At 60.1% G+C, this 16,519-nt stretch carries 14 protein-coding genes; 12 read left to right on the top strand and 2 right to left on the bottom strand.

Translation table 11 applies throughout. The features are described 5' to 3' along the window. The first annotated feature begins 254 nt into the window (after window positions 1-254). The 8 genes from tkt to FHT29_RS01630 all read left to right on the top strand — a co-directional run bounded on the left by tkt (window position 255) and on the right by FHT29_RS01630 (window position 11,161). On the top strand, window positions 255-2,237 hold the full coding sequence (gene tkt, locus FHT29_RS01665; RefSeq protein ID WP_047555362.1) for a transketolase: 1,983 nt from the start codon (window positions 255-257) through the stop codon (window positions 2,235-2,237). A 65-nt stretch (window positions 2,238-2,302) separates the two neighbouring features. Beyond that, on the top strand, window positions 2,303-3,313 hold the full coding sequence (gap, locus tag FHT29_RS01660; protein WP_037196468.1) for a type I glyceraldehyde-3-phosphate dehydrogenase: 1,011 nt from the start codon (window positions 2,303-2,305) through the stop codon (window positions 3,311-3,313). Between the two features lie 2 nt (window positions 3,314-3,315). Beyond that, entirely contained in the window at window positions 3,316-3,903 is a 588-nt protein-coding gene (locus FHT29_RS01655; RefSeq protein WP_168599041.1) for a putative glycolipid-binding domain-containing protein, read from the top strand. Window positions 3,904-4,224: 321 nt separating this feature from the next. Beyond that, the gene (locus tag FHT29_RS01650) at window positions 4,225-6,075 is read left to right on the top strand and encodes a potassium/proton antiporter (protein WP_037196465.1); all 1,851 of its coding nucleotides are present in this window, start codon (window positions 4,225-4,227) and stop codon (window positions 6,073-6,075) included. Window positions 6,076-6,147: 72 nt separating this feature from the next. Continuing rightward, window positions 6,148-7,350 carry a phosphoglycerate kinase gene (locus tag FHT29_RS01645; protein WP_037196464.1) on the top strand — a complete coding sequence of 401 codons (1,203 nt, stop codon included), beginning with the start codon at window positions 6,148-6,150 and terminating at the stop codon, window positions 7,348-7,350. Window positions 7,351-7,562: 212 nt separating this feature from the next. Continuing rightward, on the top strand, window positions 7,563-8,588 hold the full coding sequence (locus FHT29_RS01640; protein WP_037196462.1) for a class I fructose-bisphosphate aldolase: 1,026 nt from the start codon (window positions 7,563-7,565) through the stop codon (window positions 8,586-8,588). A gap of 232 nt (window positions 8,589-8,820) precedes the next feature. Continuing rightward, window positions 8,821-10,083 (top strand): serine hydrolase, encoded by a 1,263-nt coding sequence (locus tag FHT29_RS01635; protein WP_168599040.1) that lies wholly within the window; start codon window positions 8,821-8,823, stop codon window positions 10,081-10,083. A 160-nt stretch (window positions 10,084-10,243) separates the two neighbouring features. After that, window positions 10,244-11,161, top strand: coding sequence for a PhzF family phenazine biosynthesis protein (locus FHT29_RS01630; RefSeq protein WP_168599039.1), 918 nt, complete (start codon window positions 10,244-10,246; stop codon window positions 11,159-11,161). A gap of 48 nt (window positions 11,162-11,209) precedes the next feature. Here the strand turns inward: FHT29_RS01630 and FHT29_RS01625 are convergent, their stop codons facing one another. After that, window positions 11,210-11,371, bottom strand: coding sequence for a hypothetical protein (locus FHT29_RS01625; RefSeq protein WP_092573544.1), 162 nt, complete (start codon window positions 11,369-11,371; stop codon window positions 11,210-11,212). Window positions 11,372-11,597: 226 nt separating this feature from the next. Between FHT29_RS01625 and FHT29_RS01620 the strand changes: the two genes are divergently transcribed. The 4 genes from FHT29_RS01620 to FHT29_RS01605 all read left to right on the top strand — a co-directional run bounded on the left by FHT29_RS01620 (window position 11,598) and on the right by FHT29_RS01605 (window position 16,175). Beyond that, window positions 11,598-12,872, top strand: a complete 1,275-nt coding sequence (locus FHT29_RS01620) for an MFS transporter (protein ID WP_037196456.1) — start codon at window positions 11,598-11,600, stop codon at window positions 12,870-12,872. 28 nt (window positions 12,873-12,900) lie between these two features. Beyond that, complete coding sequence (locus tag FHT29_RS01615) at window positions 12,901-13,092, top strand: DUF1192 domain-containing protein (protein ID WP_047555358.1); 192 nt, start codon at window positions 12,901-12,903, stop codon at window positions 13,090-13,092. A gap of 366 nt (window positions 13,093-13,458) precedes the next feature. Further along, window positions 13,459-13,974: a DUF1465 family protein gene (locus tag FHT29_RS01610; protein WP_037196454.1), complete on the top strand. Its 516-nt coding sequence runs from the start codon at window positions 13,459-13,461 to the stop codon at window positions 13,972-13,974. 263 nt (window positions 13,975-14,237) lie between these two features. Beyond that, window positions 14,238-16,175 (top strand): TetM/TetW/TetO/TetS family tetracycline resistance ribosomal protection protein, encoded by a 1,938-nt coding sequence (locus FHT29_RS01605; RefSeq protein WP_047555357.1) that lies wholly within the window; start codon window positions 14,238-14,240, stop codon window positions 16,173-16,175. Between the two features lie 88 nt (window positions 16,176-16,263). On the opposite strand, the gene rpmE is transcribed toward FHT29_RS01605, so the two are convergent. Then, on the bottom strand, window positions 16,264-16,485 hold the full coding sequence (gene rpmE / locus FHT29_RS01600) for a 50S ribosomal protein L31 (protein WP_037196451.1): 222 nt from the start codon (window positions 16,483-16,485) through the stop codon (window positions 16,264-16,266). Between the last annotated feature and the right edge of the window lie 34 nt (window positions 16,486-16,519).

The following is a 16,519-nucleotide window of genomic DNA, read 5'->3' as shown; positions in this document are numbered from 1 at the left end:
ACGATACAGGCTTTGTCGCACGATTGTCGTCTTTTGTAAAAGTGAACGGGCAAATGTCAAAAAAGTGCGGCAGCCGCCCCGGATTGGGGCCTCGATTTATTGACTTGCTCGTCCCAACTGCTATGTCTCAGCCGCCTGAGGTGACGCTGAAAATGGAGTTCGGAGGAACGTCTCCCTTTCGCCCGCCTTTCAACCGGTGGCCTCCCTCCCAAGCGTGCGGCCATCCCCGAACCCGGAACATTGCGGAAAAACCCATGATCTCTCGCGAACAACACGACCGGATGGCAAATGCGATCCGTTTCCTTGCCATGGATGCTGTCGAGAAGGCCAATTCCGGTCACCCCGGTTTGCCGATGGGGATGGCGGATGTCGCCACCGTTCTCTTTAGCAAATATCTGCGCTTCGATCCGAAGAACCCCCATTGGCCGGACCGCGACCGCTTCGTCCTGTCGGCTGGCCACGGCTCGATGCTGCTCTACTCGGTTCTTTATCTGACCGGCTATCCTGACATGACGGTCGAGGAGCTGCAGCGTTTCCGCCAGCTCGGCTCCAAGACGGCCGGCCATCCGGAATATGGCCACGCCACCGGCATCGAAACCACCACCGGCCCCCTCGGCCAGGGCATTGCCAATGCCGTCGGCATGGCGATCGCCGAGCGCAAGCTGCGCGAAGAATTCGGCTCGGAGCTGCAGGATCACTATACCTATGCCATGTGCGGCGACGGCTGCCTGATGGAAGGTATCAGCCATGAGGCGATTGCGCTCGCTGGCCATTTGAAGCTCAACAAGCTCATCCTGTTCTGGGACAACAACTCCATCACCATCGACGGCGCCATCTCGCTTTCGGATTCGACCGATCAGGTCGCCCGCTTCAAGGCCGTTCACTGGAACACCATCGAAGTCGACGGTCACGACCAGGCCGCCATCAGTGCCGCTATCGAAGCCGCCCACAAGTCCGACCGCCCGACGTTCATCGCCTGCAAGACCATCATCGGCTTCGGCGCCCCGAACAAGCAGGGCACCCACAAGGTCCACGGCTCGCCGCTCGGCGCCGAGGAAATCGCCGCGACCCGCGTCGCGCTGAACTGGCCCTATGAGCCCTTCGTCATCCCGAACGACATTCTCGGTGAATGGCGCGCCGCCGGCGAGCGCTCGGTCGGCACCCGCGAAGCCTGGGAAGGCCGCCTTGCCGGTGCGGAAGCGGGCAAGAAGGCTGAATTTACCCGCCGCTTCGCGCATGAACTGCCCGCCGGCTTCGACGCCGCCATCAGCGATTACAAGAAGAAGCTTGCCGAAACCAAGCCGACACTTGCAACCCGCAAGGCATCGGAAGACGCGCTCGAAGTCATCAACGGCTTCATTCCGGAAACGCTTGGCGGCTCCGCCGACCTGACGCCGTCGAACAACACCAAGACCAGCCAGATGAAGTCGATCACCCCGACCGATTTCTCCGGCCGTTACATGCACTGGGGCATCCGCGAGCACGGCATGGCCGCCGCGATGAACGGCATTGCGCTGCATGGCGGTCTGATCCCCTACAGCGGCGGCTTCATGATCTTCTCGGATTATTGCCGCCCGCCGCTGCGCCTCGCTGCCCTGATGGGTATCCGCGCCATCCACGTCCTGACGCATGATTCCATCGGCGTCGGCGAAGACGGCCCGACCCACCAGCCGGTCGAACAGGTCGCCAGCCTGCGCGCCATCCCGAACTTCCAGCTGTTCCGCCCGGCGGACGCAACCGAAACGGCGGAATGCTGGCAGATCGCCATCAAGACGACCAACCGTCCGTCCGGTCTCGCGCTGACCCGCCAGAACCTTTTGGCGGCACGCACGGAATACAGCGAAAAGAACCTTTGCGAACTGGGTGCCTACACGCTGGCCGGTAACGCCGACGCCAAGGTGACGATCTTCGCTTCGGGTTCCGAAGTCGAACTCGCGGTCGCAGCCCGCACGGTCCTCGAAGGCAAGGGCGTCTCCACCCGCGTCGTTTCCGTTCCCTGCACCGAACTCTTCTTCGAACAGCCGGATGCCTACCGCAAGGAAGTGCTCGGCAACTCGCCGGTCAAGATCGCCGTCGAAGCCGGTGTTCGCGAAGGCTGGGACGCATTCATCGGTCCGGAAGGCGCCTTCATCGGCATGAAGAGCTTCGGCGCTTCCGCTCCTTACAAGGATGTCTACAAGCATTTCGGCATCACGACGGAAGCTGTGGTTGCTGCCGCCGAGGCAAAGCTTTCCTGAGGGCGCTGACAAGCGCTCTCAAATCCAATAGATAAACACCCTGAGTGAACGGGAGTGAATTTCAAATGACTGTAAAAGTAGCCATCAACGGCTTTGGCCGTATCGGCCGCAACGTACTGCGCGCCATCGTCGAATCCGGCCGCACCGATATCGAAGTCGTTGCCATCAACGACCTCGGCCCGGTCGAGACCAATGCCCACCTTCTGCGTTACGATTCGATCCATGGCCGTTTCCCGGCCGAGGTGAAGGTCGAGGGCGACACGATCATCGTTGGCGGCGGCAAGCCGATCAAGGTCACGGCGATCAAGGATCCGGCAACGCTGCCGCACCGCGACCTCGGCGTCGATATCGCAATGGAATGCACGGGCATCTTCACTGCCCGCGACAAGGCCGCCGCTCACCTGACGGCCGGTGCCAAGCGCGTCATCGTTTCGGCTCCTGCCGACGGCGCCGACCTGACCGTCGTTTTCGGCGTCAACCACGACCAGCTCACCAAGGAGCACCTGGTCATCTCCAACGCGTCCTGCACCACGAACTGCTTGGTGCCGGTCGTCAAGGTCCTCGACGACGCCATCGGTATCGATCATGGCTTCATGACGACCATCCACTCCTACACCGGCGACCAGCCGACGCTCGACACCATGCACAAGGACCTGTACCGCGCCCGCGCCGCAGCCCTGTCCATGATCCCGACCTCGACGGGCGCCGCAAAGGCTGTTGGTCTCGTTCTGCCGCACCTGAAGGGCAAGCTCGACGGCACGTCGATCCGTGTTCCGACCCCGAACGTTTCGGTTGTCGACTTCAAGTTCGTGTCCAAGAAGGCAACGACGGTCGGTGAAATCAACGAAGCCATCAAGGCTGCGTCGAACGGCAAGCTGAAGGGTATCCTCGGTTACACCGACGAGCCGCTGGTTTCCCGCGACTTCAACCATGATAGCCATTCGTCGATCTTCGCGACCGACCAGACCAAGGTTCTGGAAGGCAACTTCGTGCGCGTCCTGTCCTGGTACGACAACGAATGGGGCTTCTCCAGCCGCATGTCCGACACGGCCGTTGCGTTTGCCAAGCTGATCTGATCGTGCCCTTCCGCCCTCTCCTTCCGACGACAGTCCGCTGGCGTCCGATCGAAGGAGACGGGCTGGAACACGTGACGGTTGCTCCGATCAACGACACAGCCACTGGCGCGACCATTCGCGCCAGTGGCGTCATTATCGGCGGTCGCGGCGGTTCGCCCTACGGCGTCTTCTATCGTATCGACTGCGCGGCCAACTGGGCTGTTCTATCCTTTAGCGTCGAAACCACGGAGGGCCGGCGCCTTGCCCTGCTTTCCGACGGCGAGGGCCATTGGCGCACCGAAGACGGCCTTTCCTTGCCGCAATTCGACGGCTGTATCGACATCGACCTCTATGGTTCGCCCTTCACCAACAGCCTGCCGATCCGCCGGCTCGGGCTGACGCCGGAAGACGGAACGGCGAAGCTTTCCATGCTCTACATCCCCTTCGACAGTTTCGAGCCCGTACGCGACGGCCAGTACTACACCTGCATCGTGCCGGGAGCGCTCTATCGCTACGCCGCCGAGGACAGGGCCTTCACCGTCGACCTGCCCGTCGACGCGGACGGCCTGGTGATCGACTATCCGATCTATTTCAAGCGTGTCGACCTCTGATCCGCAGCCGCGATCGATCCGCGCATCTTCTTAAAAACATTTCGGATTTTTTCGCCTCCTGCCCTGCTATGGTCCAGATTTACCAATAAATTTCTGAACGGAATTCCCCCAGGGCGTTCCAAAGCCGCACGGCCGTTCTGGCGGTGCGCCTCACACCATGATGTCGCAGCCATCGGAGCGGATCTATATCCCAAGACCCTCCCCGAAAGGCATCCGTGTTTGCAAAATTGCATGGCGCGATAGCATGATGGACGATGGGGGAATTTTGAACGATCCGGGCTTTTGGTCCCAGCAGAGGCGCACTGGAAGGGGAAGAACAAGGTGGAGGCATTTTACGTCATCGTGCTGGTCAGCACGGTCCTGATCCTGATCGCGGCTTTCTCGAGCCTGCTCGCCTTCCGCTTCGGCGCCCCACTGCTGTTGCTGTTCCTGATGATCGGGCTTGCCGCCGGCACGGATGGGCTGGGCATCGAATTCTCCAACAATTATCTCGCCTATATCCTCGGCTCGCTTGCGCTTGCCATCATCCTCTTCGATTCCGGCTACGGCACACCGATCCAGGCGTTCAAGCTCGCAGCCGCGCCGGCGTTGACCATCGCCTCCGTCGGCGTACTCGTGACCGCAGGCCTGTTTGCCTTTGCCTCCACCTGGCTTCTCGGCTTTACCTGGCTGCAGGGCCTGCTGCTCGGTTCGATCGTCGCCTCCACCGACGCCGCTGCCGTCTTCTTCCTGCTGCGCATCGGCGGCATCAATATCCGCGACAAGGTGCGCTCCACGCTGGAAGTCGAATCCGGCACCAACGATCCGATGGCCATTTTCCTGACGCTGGCGCTGGTCGAGTTGCTGGCGAGCGGTGAAGGCTATGGCGGTATCAACCTTGCCATGCTGGGGGCGTTCATCCAGCAGATGGGGCTTGGCGTCATCCTCGGCCTGCTCGGCGGCATGATGATCGTACTCATCGTCAGCCGCCTCGAGACCGATCGCGGCCTGACGCCGATCTTCGTGCTGGCGCTGGCGCTCCTCGTCTTCTCCTTTACCGGCGCCGTCGGCGGCAGCGGCTTCCTGGCCGTCTATGTCGCGGGCATCTATGCCGGCAATCGCAAGATGCCCGCCTCGGCCTCCATCAAGCGTTTCCAGGACGGCATGACCTGGCTGGCGCAGATCATCATGTTCCTCGTCCTTGGCCTGCTCGCCACGCCATCGCAATTTCCCGCAATCGCCATCCCCTCGGTGGCGCTGGCCCTGTTCCTCATCTTCGTCGCTCGGCCGATCGCCGTCTGGCTCTGCCTGCTGCCCTTCGATTATACCCAGCGCGAGACCGGCTTCGTCGCCTGGGTCGGCCTGCGTGGCGCCGTCTCCATCCTGCTTGCGATCATACCGATCCTCGGCAATCTCGAGGCAGGCCAGACCTATTTCAACGTGGCTTTCATCGTCGTTCTGGTGTCGCTGCTCGTCCAGGGCTGGACCATCAAGCCCATGGCGCGCAAACTCGGCCTCATCGTGCCGCCTCGCATCGGCGCGATCGACAAGGTCGAGGTCGACCTGCCGGGTACGGCCAGTCACGAGCTGCTTTCCTATCGCGTCGTCAAGGACAGCCCGGTTCTGCGCGGCGAGCGCATTCCGCGCTGGGCCATGCCTTCGCTCGTCGTGCGCGACGGCAAGTCGATGCGCTATCAATATGCCGGCCGCCTGCGCGAAAACGATGTCATCTATCTCTTCATCGCGCCCAGCTATTCGCGCCTGCTCGACCGCCTCTTCGCCAGCCGCGCGGCGGTCGATCCTGATGATGCCGAATTCTTCGGTGCCTTCTCGATCTCGCCGCTGCGCCCCGCCGCCGATCTCGACGCCGCCTATGGGCCGGGGCTGCTCAGCGAACAGGAAAAGGGCCTCACGATTGCCGAACTCATGCGTCAGCGCCTTGGCGGCAAGGCCGATTATGCCGACCGGGTGCGTCTCGGCGAAATCATCCTCATCGTTCGCGATCTCGATGAGAACGACCATATCCAATCCGTCGGGATGTCGTTGGAAGCCTTGGAACCGCCGGTCATCCTGCCGATTTTCATCAATCTGCACGATATTCTGAACGGCATTCGCAGCTTTATGCGCAGACGTCGCGAACGTGTGGGAGAGGCCGTTTCAACCGATTCCAATACCGGCAAAAACGACCCCTGACCGCCTTGCGTCTCCGATCATCCGTAGTATGGTCGGCGCACTTCACGCTACCAACAACATTGGATCCTCCCCATGGCAGCCTTCAAGACCCTCGACAATCTCACCGACATCACCGGCAAGCGCGTGCTCGTGCGCGTCGACTTGAATGTGCCGGTCAAGGACGGCAAGGTCACCGATGCGACCCGCATCGAGCGCGTCGCGCCGACGATTCTCGAATTGTCGGAAAAGGGTGCCAAGGTGATCCTGCTCGCCCATTTCGGCCGCCCGAAGGATGGCCCGTCGCCGGACCTTTCCCTTGGCCTCATCATCCCTGCGGTCGAGGAAGTCCTCGACCACGCTGTTCTCTTCGCCTCCGATTGCATCGGCGCGCCGGCTGCCGACGCGATCGCCAAGATGAACAATGGCGACATCCTGTTGCTGGAAAATACCCGCTTCCATAAGGAGGAAGAGAAGAACGACGCGGCCTTTACCAAGGCGCTTGCCGCCAATGGCGACATCTACGTCAACGATGCCTTCTCCGCTGCCCACCGTGCCCACTCCTCGACCGAAGGTCTCGCCCATCTCCTGCCCGCCTATGCCGGCCGCACCATGCAGGCCGAGCTTGAAGCCCTGGAAAAGGGCCTTGGCAACCCGGTCCGCCCCGTCGTCGCCATCGTCGGCGGCGCCAAGGTCTCGACCAAGATCGATCTGTTGATGAACCTCGTGAAGAGGGTCGATGCGCTGGTGATCGGTGGGGGCATGGCCAATACGTTCCTTGCCGCCCGCGGCACGAATGTCGGCAAGTCGCTTTGCGAGCATGACCTCGCCAACACCGCCAAGCAGATCATGATCGAAGCCGCCACGTCCGGCTGCGCGATCGTCCTGCCGGAAGACGGCGTCGTCGCCCGCGAGTTCAAGGCAGGTGCCGACAACGAGGTCGTCGCCATCGAAGCCATCCCGGCTGACGCCATGGTGCTCGATGTCGGCCCGAAGTCGGTTGAGGCAATCAAGAGCTGGATCGGCCGCGCCACGACGCTGGTCTGGAACGGCCCGCTCGGCGCCTTCGAAATCGCCCCCTTCGATGCCGCAACCGTCGCGGCCGCCAAATACGCCGCCGAATGCACCAAGGCCGGCAAGCTGACCTCCGTCGCCGGCGGTGGCGACACGGTTTCCGCGCTCAATCACGCGGGCGTTGCCGATGATTTCACCTACGTCTCGACCGCAGGCGGCGCCTTCCTCGAATGGATGGAGGGCAAGGTTCTGCCCGGCGTCGCCGTTCTCCAGACGGCTAAGTAAGCGCGTTCGCACAAACGAGTGAAGAGAGCCGCGAAGGCGAAGGCTTTCGCGGCTTTCCTGTGAGTGCTAAGATAGGCTCCGAAACTTTCAAACGGTTGAAATCATTTCAATCGTTTCAATTAGTTAGCCAGCCATTTCCCTCCTTCTATACTTCTGTTATCGCCGATCTATATTGATCTTGTCGCCGACTGAAATCGCCTTGGAGAAACAAAATGAGCGAACGAATTGAAGACATTGCCGTGAAGATGGTTGCCGGTGGCAAGGGTCTCCTGGCGGCGGATGAATCTACCGCCACCAACAAGAAGCGCTTCGACACCATCTCTCTCGTTTCCACGGAAGAGAGCCGCCGCGACTATCGCGAGATGCTCTTCCGCTCCGACGAAGCGATGAAGAAGTACATTTCCGGCGTCATCCTCTATGAGGAAACCCTCTTCCAGAAAGCTGCGAACGGCACGCCTTTCGTCGATGTCATCAGGGCCGCAGACAGCATTCCCGGCATCAAGGTCGATATCGGCGCCAAGCCGCTGGCCGGCTTTCCCGGCGAAACCGTCACCGAGGGCCTCGACGGCCTCGCCGATCGCCTGGCGAAATATTATGACGCCGGCGCCCGCTTCGCCAAATGGCGCGGCGTGATCGCCATTTCCGACACGCTTCCGACCTTTGGCGCCGTCAAGGCGAATGCCCATGCGCTCGCCCGCTATGCCGCCCTTTGCCAGCAGGCGAAGATCGTTCCGATCGTCGAGCCGGAAGTGCTGATGGACGGCGAGCCCGGCACACAGAGCCTCGACCGCAGTGAAGAAGTCACTCGCTGGACGCTGCAGATCGTCTTCCAGGAGCTCGCGGAAGCGCGCATCAAGCTCGAAGGCATGATCCTGAAGCCAAGCATGGTCATCGACGGCAAGAAGGTCCGCAAGGCCTCCGTCGAGCAGGTTGCCGAGCGCACCGTCAAGGTGCTGAAGGAAACCGTGCCTTCGGCCGTTCCCGGCATCGCCTTCCTCTCCGGCGGCCAGTCGACCGAGGAAGCGACCGCCCATCTATCCGCCATCAACTCTGGCTACGATCTGCCCTGGCAGGTGACCTTCTCCTATGGCCGCGCACTGCAGGACGCAGCGCTGAAGGCATGGGGCGGCAAGGCAGAAAATGTCGCCGCCGGCCAGCGCGCCTTCACCCACCGCGCCGAGATGAACTATCTCGCCGCCAAGGGCAGCTGGACGAAGGATCGCGAACAGGCTGCCTGATTTCGGCGAGTACCCGAACGAATCAAAAGCCCCGGTCACGACGTGACCGGGGCTTTTTTGCTTTCGCACAATAGCCAACCGAATGCTCAGAACAGACCAAGTCACATCTGCCGCAATGACAAGAATAGGTTCGCTGTGATATCGGAAAATAACCGTGTCAAACGGCTGTAACGAAAGACCGGCACTAGGTTGCCCCGCTTATAATCAACGGGCTTAATAGAGGGGTTGCCATATGCTTGCCTGGCGCGGTTTTGTTGCTGTTCTTGCCGTCGCCTTAGTAGCCCAAATAGACATTGCTCGTGCCCAGCAGTTGCAGACGGCTGTTCCCGTCTTTTCCCCGACCGGACCAGACGCAGTGGCCTACGGTGAGAAACTCGGTTATCCCGTCGGTCTGCCACTTAGCGAACAACGCAACATGATCGGCAACTTCAGTCACGCCGATCAGCTCGCGCCGACACACACGATCGCCGCCGCCGAGCATCCGCTACCGCTGCTACGCGCCCCTTCCGAGATTTCGGTCAAGTTCACATTCGGCGCCGAAGCCGCCACCTTGTCGAAATATCTCGACACCAATCCGACGACGGGATTGCTGATTGCCCACAACGACACGATTCTGTTCGAACATTATCAATACGGCCGCACCGATCACGATCGCCTTGTCTCCCAATCCATGGCGAAAACATTGACCGGCATGATGATCGGGATCGCGATTTCCGAGGGTGCCATTCACTCCGTTGACGACACCGTGCAGACCTATGTGCCGGAGTTGAAGGGCACCGAGATGGGTAGCACGCCGATCCGCGCCTTGCTTCATATGGCCTCTGGCATTGCCTTCACGGAAAACTTCGGCAATCCCGACGACAACGTTCGGCTCAGCAATTCATTGCTCGGCCCGAAAAAGCTCGACCCCTATGCGGCCGTGTCGCGATTTAACAAGCGTGTCGCCGCTCCCGACACCGTCTGGCACTACAGCAATCTTGATACGGAAGGGCTGAGCCTGGTCCTGACCCACGCCACCCATATGACAATGTCGAACTATCTCCAGTCCCGGATATGGCAGCCGATGGGCGCGGAAGCCAGCGCGAATTGGCAGGTTGACAGCACCGGCCAGGAAGTCGGCTACTGCTGCTTTAGCGCGACGCTTCGCGACTATGCCCGCTTTGGCATGCTGCTTGCCCATGACGGTGCCTTGAACGGCCGACAGATCATACCGCGCCAGTGGCTGCTCGATGCAACGCAGCCGGTTACGCAAGGCTCGTTCCTTGCGGTCAATCATGAGACGAACCCCTGGGGCTACGGTTATCAAGTCTGGCTTATGCCCGGTCCGCGCCGTACGTTTTTTCTGGACGGCAAAGCAGGTCAGCGCATCCTCGTCGATCCAACAACACATCTGGTACTTGTCCATACCGCGGTACGCGCGAAACCGGCCGATGCAGGCGGTGCCGAACTGGTCGAACTCTGGTCTAGCGTGCTCAAGCAGTTCCAGGGCAATTGAGGCGTCCATGCATGCCGCATCCTTGCATGGTGTAGGGTAAGGACCAATTCCCGCAGAAGAGGCCGATAGTGAACTTGTCATGGGCACAAGTTCGCGCCTTCAGCCATGATTGGGCAGCGGCTATATCCCTGGCAGTCCTATCAAAGCATCGGGAGCCGCCATGAACACCGTCGCCTATGTCACCGTCGATGTCTTCACGTCGGAGCGTTTCGTCGGCAATCCACTGGCCGTCATTCCCGACGCGCGCGGCCTCAGCGGCGATGCGATGCAGAAAATCGCGACCGAATTCAACTATTCGGAAACGACCTTCGTGCTGCCGCCGGAAAATCCCGATCATACGGCGCGCGTCCGCATCTTCACGCCGACAGCCGAAATTCCCTTTGCCGGTCACCCCAATGTCGGCACCGCCTTCGTCCTCGGCCGGCAGCGGGAGATCTTCGGAAAGCCCGTTGGCGACGGCTTGACCTTCGAGGAGGACGCCGGTCTCGTGGAGGTAACCCTGCTGCGTAGCGGCGATGACGTCACAGGTGCGAGCATACGCGCGCCGGGCAGCCTCAAGATCGGCGAGACGATCGCCGACGAGCTGATTGCGCGCTGCGTGCAGATCGAGCCGCTGTCGATCCGCAGGACATCGCACGCGCCGATATTTGCCTCCGTCGGCCTGCCCTTCGCCTTTGCCGAATTGGATAGCCTCGAAACACTCGGCAAGGCACGCCCGAATGCCGCTGTTTTCGCCGAGGCGGCCGCGCTGCACAAGGAAGACAAGACCGGATTCTCGCTCTTCCTCTATACGCGATCGGCCGAGAACCCGTGGCACATCCGCGCTCGCATGTTTGCGCCGCTTGACAATGTCATCGAGGACCCTGCAACCGGCAGCGCCTCCGCAGCCCTCGGCGCCTATCTGACCTCGCTGCTGCCGGCGCGCGATGCCGAGGTGAAAATCACCATCGAACAGGGTGTGGAGATGGGCCGGCGCAGTCTGATCGGCGTCGACGTCAGGAAATCTGACGGCATGGTAAATGATGTCTTTCTGTCGGGCAGCTGCGTCAAGATCATGCGCGGCGAAATCCTGCTCTGAAGAGAGGCACATCTGAGCTCGAAAGCCGATATCCGAGCCTGAAGGGCCTTAAAACGTCTCGTTGATGATCAGCGCAACTGTCCAGACGGCGAAGGCGATGATGGCGATCTTCCAGAAATCGACCCGGCGCCTGAGGCCCGGCAGTCCCAGTGGCTTGATGACCTGCACCGCCATGGCGAGCAGCAGCAGCACCGCGATGACTTTTGTCACGCTATTTTTCCCCGTTTGCGCAAGAGTGCGCATAACCGCGACCAAAAACCGCTGCGCAGTTTTCTTGATCATGCTCTAACGTCATAGGACGGACATCTTTCCGCGCCAACAGACTGTTTCTACACGCCGATAGCGGCAATCCGGGACACAATCAATAGCGAAGACGGACAGGAGGGTATTCCTGTCTTATCGGTTCCTTAAACGGATCCGCATGAAGGTGGGGAGCATGAAAAGAAACATTTTGCCCGTATTGGCCCTGCTGTTCGGCACGCTCTTCCTGTTTACGGGAAACGGCCTGCATAGCCTGCTGCTGCCGGTACGCGGCACGGCCGAAGGCTACGCGACCACGACGCTCGGCCTGCTCGGCACGACCTGGGCCACCGGTTTCGTGCTGGGCTGCCTGACCGCGCCGAAGGTGGTCCGGCGCATCGGTCATGTCCGCGCCTTTTCGGGCTTCATCTCCGTCATCGCCATCATCGCGCTTCTGACCGGCATCGTCGTCGATGCGACCTGGTGGGTGGCACTGCGCGCCGTCACCGGCTTCTGCACCGCCGGCACCTCGATGATCATCGAAAGCTGGCTCAACGAGCGGGCGACCAACGAGAGCCGCGGCGCGATCTTTTCGCTCTATATCGGCATCACGCTGATCGGCGCGGTCGCCGGCCAGATGATGGTGCCCTTCGCCGACATCCATACGCCCATTCTCTTCATGATGTGCGGCATCTGCTATTGCATCGCCATGCTGCCGACCACGCTGTCGACCGCCGCCTCGCCGCAGCCGCTGAAAGCCGTCAGCCTCGACCTGAAGGCGCTCTACCGCAATTCGCCGGTGGCCTCGCTCGGCATCCTGCTTGTTGGTATCGCCAACGGTGCCTACGGCACGCTCGGCGCCGTCTTCGGCGCCAATGCCGGCCTTTCGGATCGTGACATCGCGATTATGATGAGTTCGACTATCTTTGCCGGCGCCGTGATGCAGTTTCCGGCCGGACGTCTTTCCGACCGCATCGACCGCCGCTACGTGCTGGCGGGCATGGCCGCCATCGCGGCCCTCGACGGCCTGCTGCTCTTCCTGCTGAAACCGAGCAGCCCCTACTTCCTCATCGGCATGGTGGTGGTCTACGGCGCGGTCGCCAACACGCTCTATCCGATCACCGTCGCCCACGCCAACGACTTCGCCGCGCCGGAGGACTTCGTCAAGGTTTCCGGCGGCCTGTTGCTGCTCTATGGAATCGGCACCATCATCGGCCCGACGATCGGCGGACCGGTCATGTCCTCCGTTGGCCCCTACTCCCTCTTCTTCCTGACAGCCGTCGCCCACCTGCTCATAACAGCCTATTCCATCTTCCGCAGCCGCCGCCGCGCCGCCAGACCCGCGGGCGATCGCGACGCCTACACGACGATGCCATCCGCCAACGCCCAGATGATCACGCCGGAGAGCATGTCACTCGCGCGAAGCGAGACTTCAAAAAAGGACGATATAACTGTAAATTACGGCACCTGATCCCTTTGCGGGAAAAGGAGGAGCCAAAATGAGCATTTTCGACGATGACCATCCGCAGAAACCGTCAGTCCACGAGATCGGCAGCGATCTGTCGCTGCTGTCTGTCGACGAGCTGAAAAATCGCATAGCACTCCTGCAGAGCGAAATCGCCCGGCTGGAGGAGGAAATTGCCACCAAGGCATCCGGCCGCAAGGCGGCGGAGAATCTCTTTCGTTTCTGAAGCCCCGGCAGCGCAAAATCGAGGCGGCAAGATTTTGATCGCGATATGCTCAACAAAATATTAAGCTTTACGACTTATTACTATGATCATCCAGATTCGCTCTGGACTCAGACAGTTTCTCCACTTGGCGAATTGGTCTGATTTTTCTCCCTGTTTTACCTTGAGAGCCGCTTTTGCGGCTCTTCTTTTTTGCCATGTATCGGCCTCTTCGACGAAACTGTGGAGATTAACCCTTTCTTAAGAATCGCCTTGCGAATTTCAGTTAAAACCACCATCTTGAAGTCATAAAAGCAGATGCGGAAAGCTCTTAGGGACTTTACCGGCTTTTCCTGAACAAAAGTGTTGCGTGAAGCAGGGATTTATTCGATGTCGGAACTTGGGTTGAACACGATCAGCTTCGCTGGCCATGCCGCATCTTCGGCACAGTTCAGGGCGCTGTATGCCGAGGGCATGTCGCTGGTCGAGGAAACCGCCGGCTATCTGGACGGTCAGGGCCGGGCCGCCTCCAAGGTTCTGCCGCGCATGGCCTCCGTGCTCTATGCCGCAGAATCCATGCGGCTGACCACCCGCCTCATGCAGATGGCCTCCTGGCTGCTGCTGCAGCGCGCCGTCAACAATGGCGAAATGTCACGAGATCAGGTGCTGGCCGAGAAGAACAAGGTTCGCCTCGACGGCTTCAACGTGGACCGCACCGCACCCGGCTGGAACGACCTGCCGGAATCCTTCCGCGACCTCGTGGAGCGCTCCCTTCGCCTGCAGAACCGCGTCGCCCTGCTCGACCGCGAGATCTACCGCCCGACCGAAGCCCCGATCGTTCCGGACAACCAGAATAGCGTCAAGGCACAGCTTACCCTGCTGCAGACCGCTTTCGGAAACAATTGAACCCATCGAGATATCGGTGACAGATTTGAACCGGTCGCGCCATGCGCGGCCGGTTTTGTTTGACCTGATCCCAAGACGCCCCACCTCAAGCCCAAGCAGCGAAATGGTTGCACTTGACGGATTCGTTGAAGCGTCTGTAAAAATGGCGGTGTGTTCCTCTCACACATGGAGAGGTTCGCAAGCCGAAATCAATCTGGAGGCCCCAATGCGCCGACTCACTTCTCACGAAAATCACATCCGAAATTCTGAGAAGTTGATGACTCATGCGCACTTTGAATTTGGGCATACTTGCCCACGTAGATGCAGGCAAAACTAGCCTTACAGAGCGACTCCTTTTTGACATTGGCGTAATCGATAAACTCGGCAGCGTCGACGGCGGCAATACCCAGACCGACAGTCTCGAACTCGAACGGCAACGTGGCATCACCATTGCGGCCGCAGTGGTGTCGTTTACGCTCGGCGACTTGGTCGTAAATCTAATTGACACGCCCGGTCACCCCGACTTCATCGCCGAGGTTGAGCGTGTCCTGCAATTGCTGGATGCGGCAGTGGTCGTTGTTTCGGCCGTTGAGGGTGTGCAACCCCAGACCCGCGTGCTGGTCCGGGCATTGCGACACCTTGGGGTCCCATTCCTGTTCTTCGTCAATAAGGTCGATCGCCTTGGTGCACGTTACGCCGAAGTCCTTGACGACATTTCGAGCCAATTGTCGGTACGCCCCGTCGCAATGTCGACCATCACCAATGCTGGCAGCAAGCTCGCCGAGGTCGAGGCTACCGATATCGAGCAGGAACCCCATTTATCGGCCCTTTGCGAAGCACTCGCAGCCAGCGACGAAGCCATAATAGACGATTATGTTCTATCGCCTGGCCGGCTGACCGCCCAAAGGCTTAGATGTGCTTTGGCGGATCAGGTCACGAGAGGTTTGGTGCATCCGGCTTTTGCCGGAATGGCAATGAGCGGTGTTGGGATTCCCGCTCTGATTTCGGCCATAGAGAGCTTGTTGCCAAGCCGCCAGCCAGATCCGAATGGACCGGTCAACGGCAAGATCTTCAAGATCGAACGGGGATGGGGCGGAGAAAAACTGGCCTATGTATGCGTGACATCAGGCACGATAGCGGTACGAGATTACCTCTGCCTGCCAAAAGGCCCGGCAAAGGTAAATAGCATCCAGGTTTTCAGCGAAGGCCGGATCGACAAAGTCGCGCATGTAGGTGCGGGACGGATTGCGAGGATTGGCGGTCTGGCCAGCGCTCGGATCGGCGACGGGATTGGCCGCCAAAGCTCTTCACACGGCAACCTATATTTTTCGCCCCCTACCCTGGAAACTCGGGTCCGTCCATCGCGCCCCGCCGAGAATGCGGCGTTGTGGCTGGCGCTTGCTCAACTGTCCGATCAGGACCCGCTCATCAACCTGCGCACCAACGAAGACGCGACCGAGATATACGTCTCGCTCTATGGAGAGGTACAAAAGGAAGTCATCCAGGTAACCCTGGCAGCCGACTTTGGGCTTGACGCTGTATTCGAGGAAAGCACGATCATTTATGCCGAAAGGCTGCTCGGAACCGGGAGCGGGATTGAAATCATATTCAAGGAGCCCAATCCTTTCCTTGCGACGATTGGATTGCGTGTCGAACCACGGCCACAAGGAGCCGGCAACAGCTTCACCCTGGAAGTGGATGTGGGGCAAATGCCCGCGAGCTTCTATCGAGCTGTTGAAGAGACGGTCTTCGATACGCTCAAGGAGGGCATCTTCGGTTGGCAGATCATCGATTGCCATGTCGCCATGACCGCGGCGCGCCAAAGCTCGCCGGCGACCACAGCCGCCGACTTTCGCAAGCTGACGCCATTGGTATTGGCAACCGCCCTCACCTCCGCACGGACAGTCGTGTGCGAACCGGTCGACCGTTTTCATCTCGAAGTGCCCACAGCCACGTTGACCGGGATACTCACCTTGCTTGCGAAATCCGGCGCATCGACGACGGAGTCAGTGATTGCAGCCGGCACAGCCCGGCTCGAAGGCACGGCAGCGTCCGCGATGATCCAGGGCATTCAAAAGCAGCTTCCAGGACTATCGAGCGGAACAGGTATTTTGGATCACTCGTTCGACCACTATGCTCCAACCGCAGGCCCATCGCGTCTGCGCCAACGTTCGGGTGCCAATCCATTCGATCGCGCCAACTACCTGGAGCGGATACGATGATCCGCCGTGAAAACGAAGGCAGGCTGAACCACGCAACAAAAAAGCCCGGCAAAACCGGGCTCTTTCAAAACAACAAATCGCGAAGCGATTAGATGCCAAGACCGCCGAAGCGCTTGTTGAACTTCGAAACGCGGCCGGCGCGGTCAACCATCTGCTGGTTGCCACCCGTCCAGGCCGGATGGGACTTGCTGTCGATTTCGAGATTCATGACAGCGCCTTCAGAACCCCAGGTCGAGCGGGTTTCATATTCGGTGCCGTCGGTCATGACCACTTTGATCGTGTGGTAGTCGGGATGGATGTTTGCCTTCATAACAATCTTCCTGTCATGGCAGGGTCCATTTGTC

The sequence above is a fragment of the Rhizobium sp. SG741 genome, assembly GCF_012275435.1.
Taxonomy (GTDB): Bacteria; Pseudomonadota; Alphaproteobacteria; order Rhizobiales; family Rhizobiaceae; genus Rhizobium; species Rhizobium lusitanum.
The sequence above is the reverse complement of the archived record's forward strand: the minus strand, read 5'-3'. Positions and strand labels throughout refer to the sequence as shown.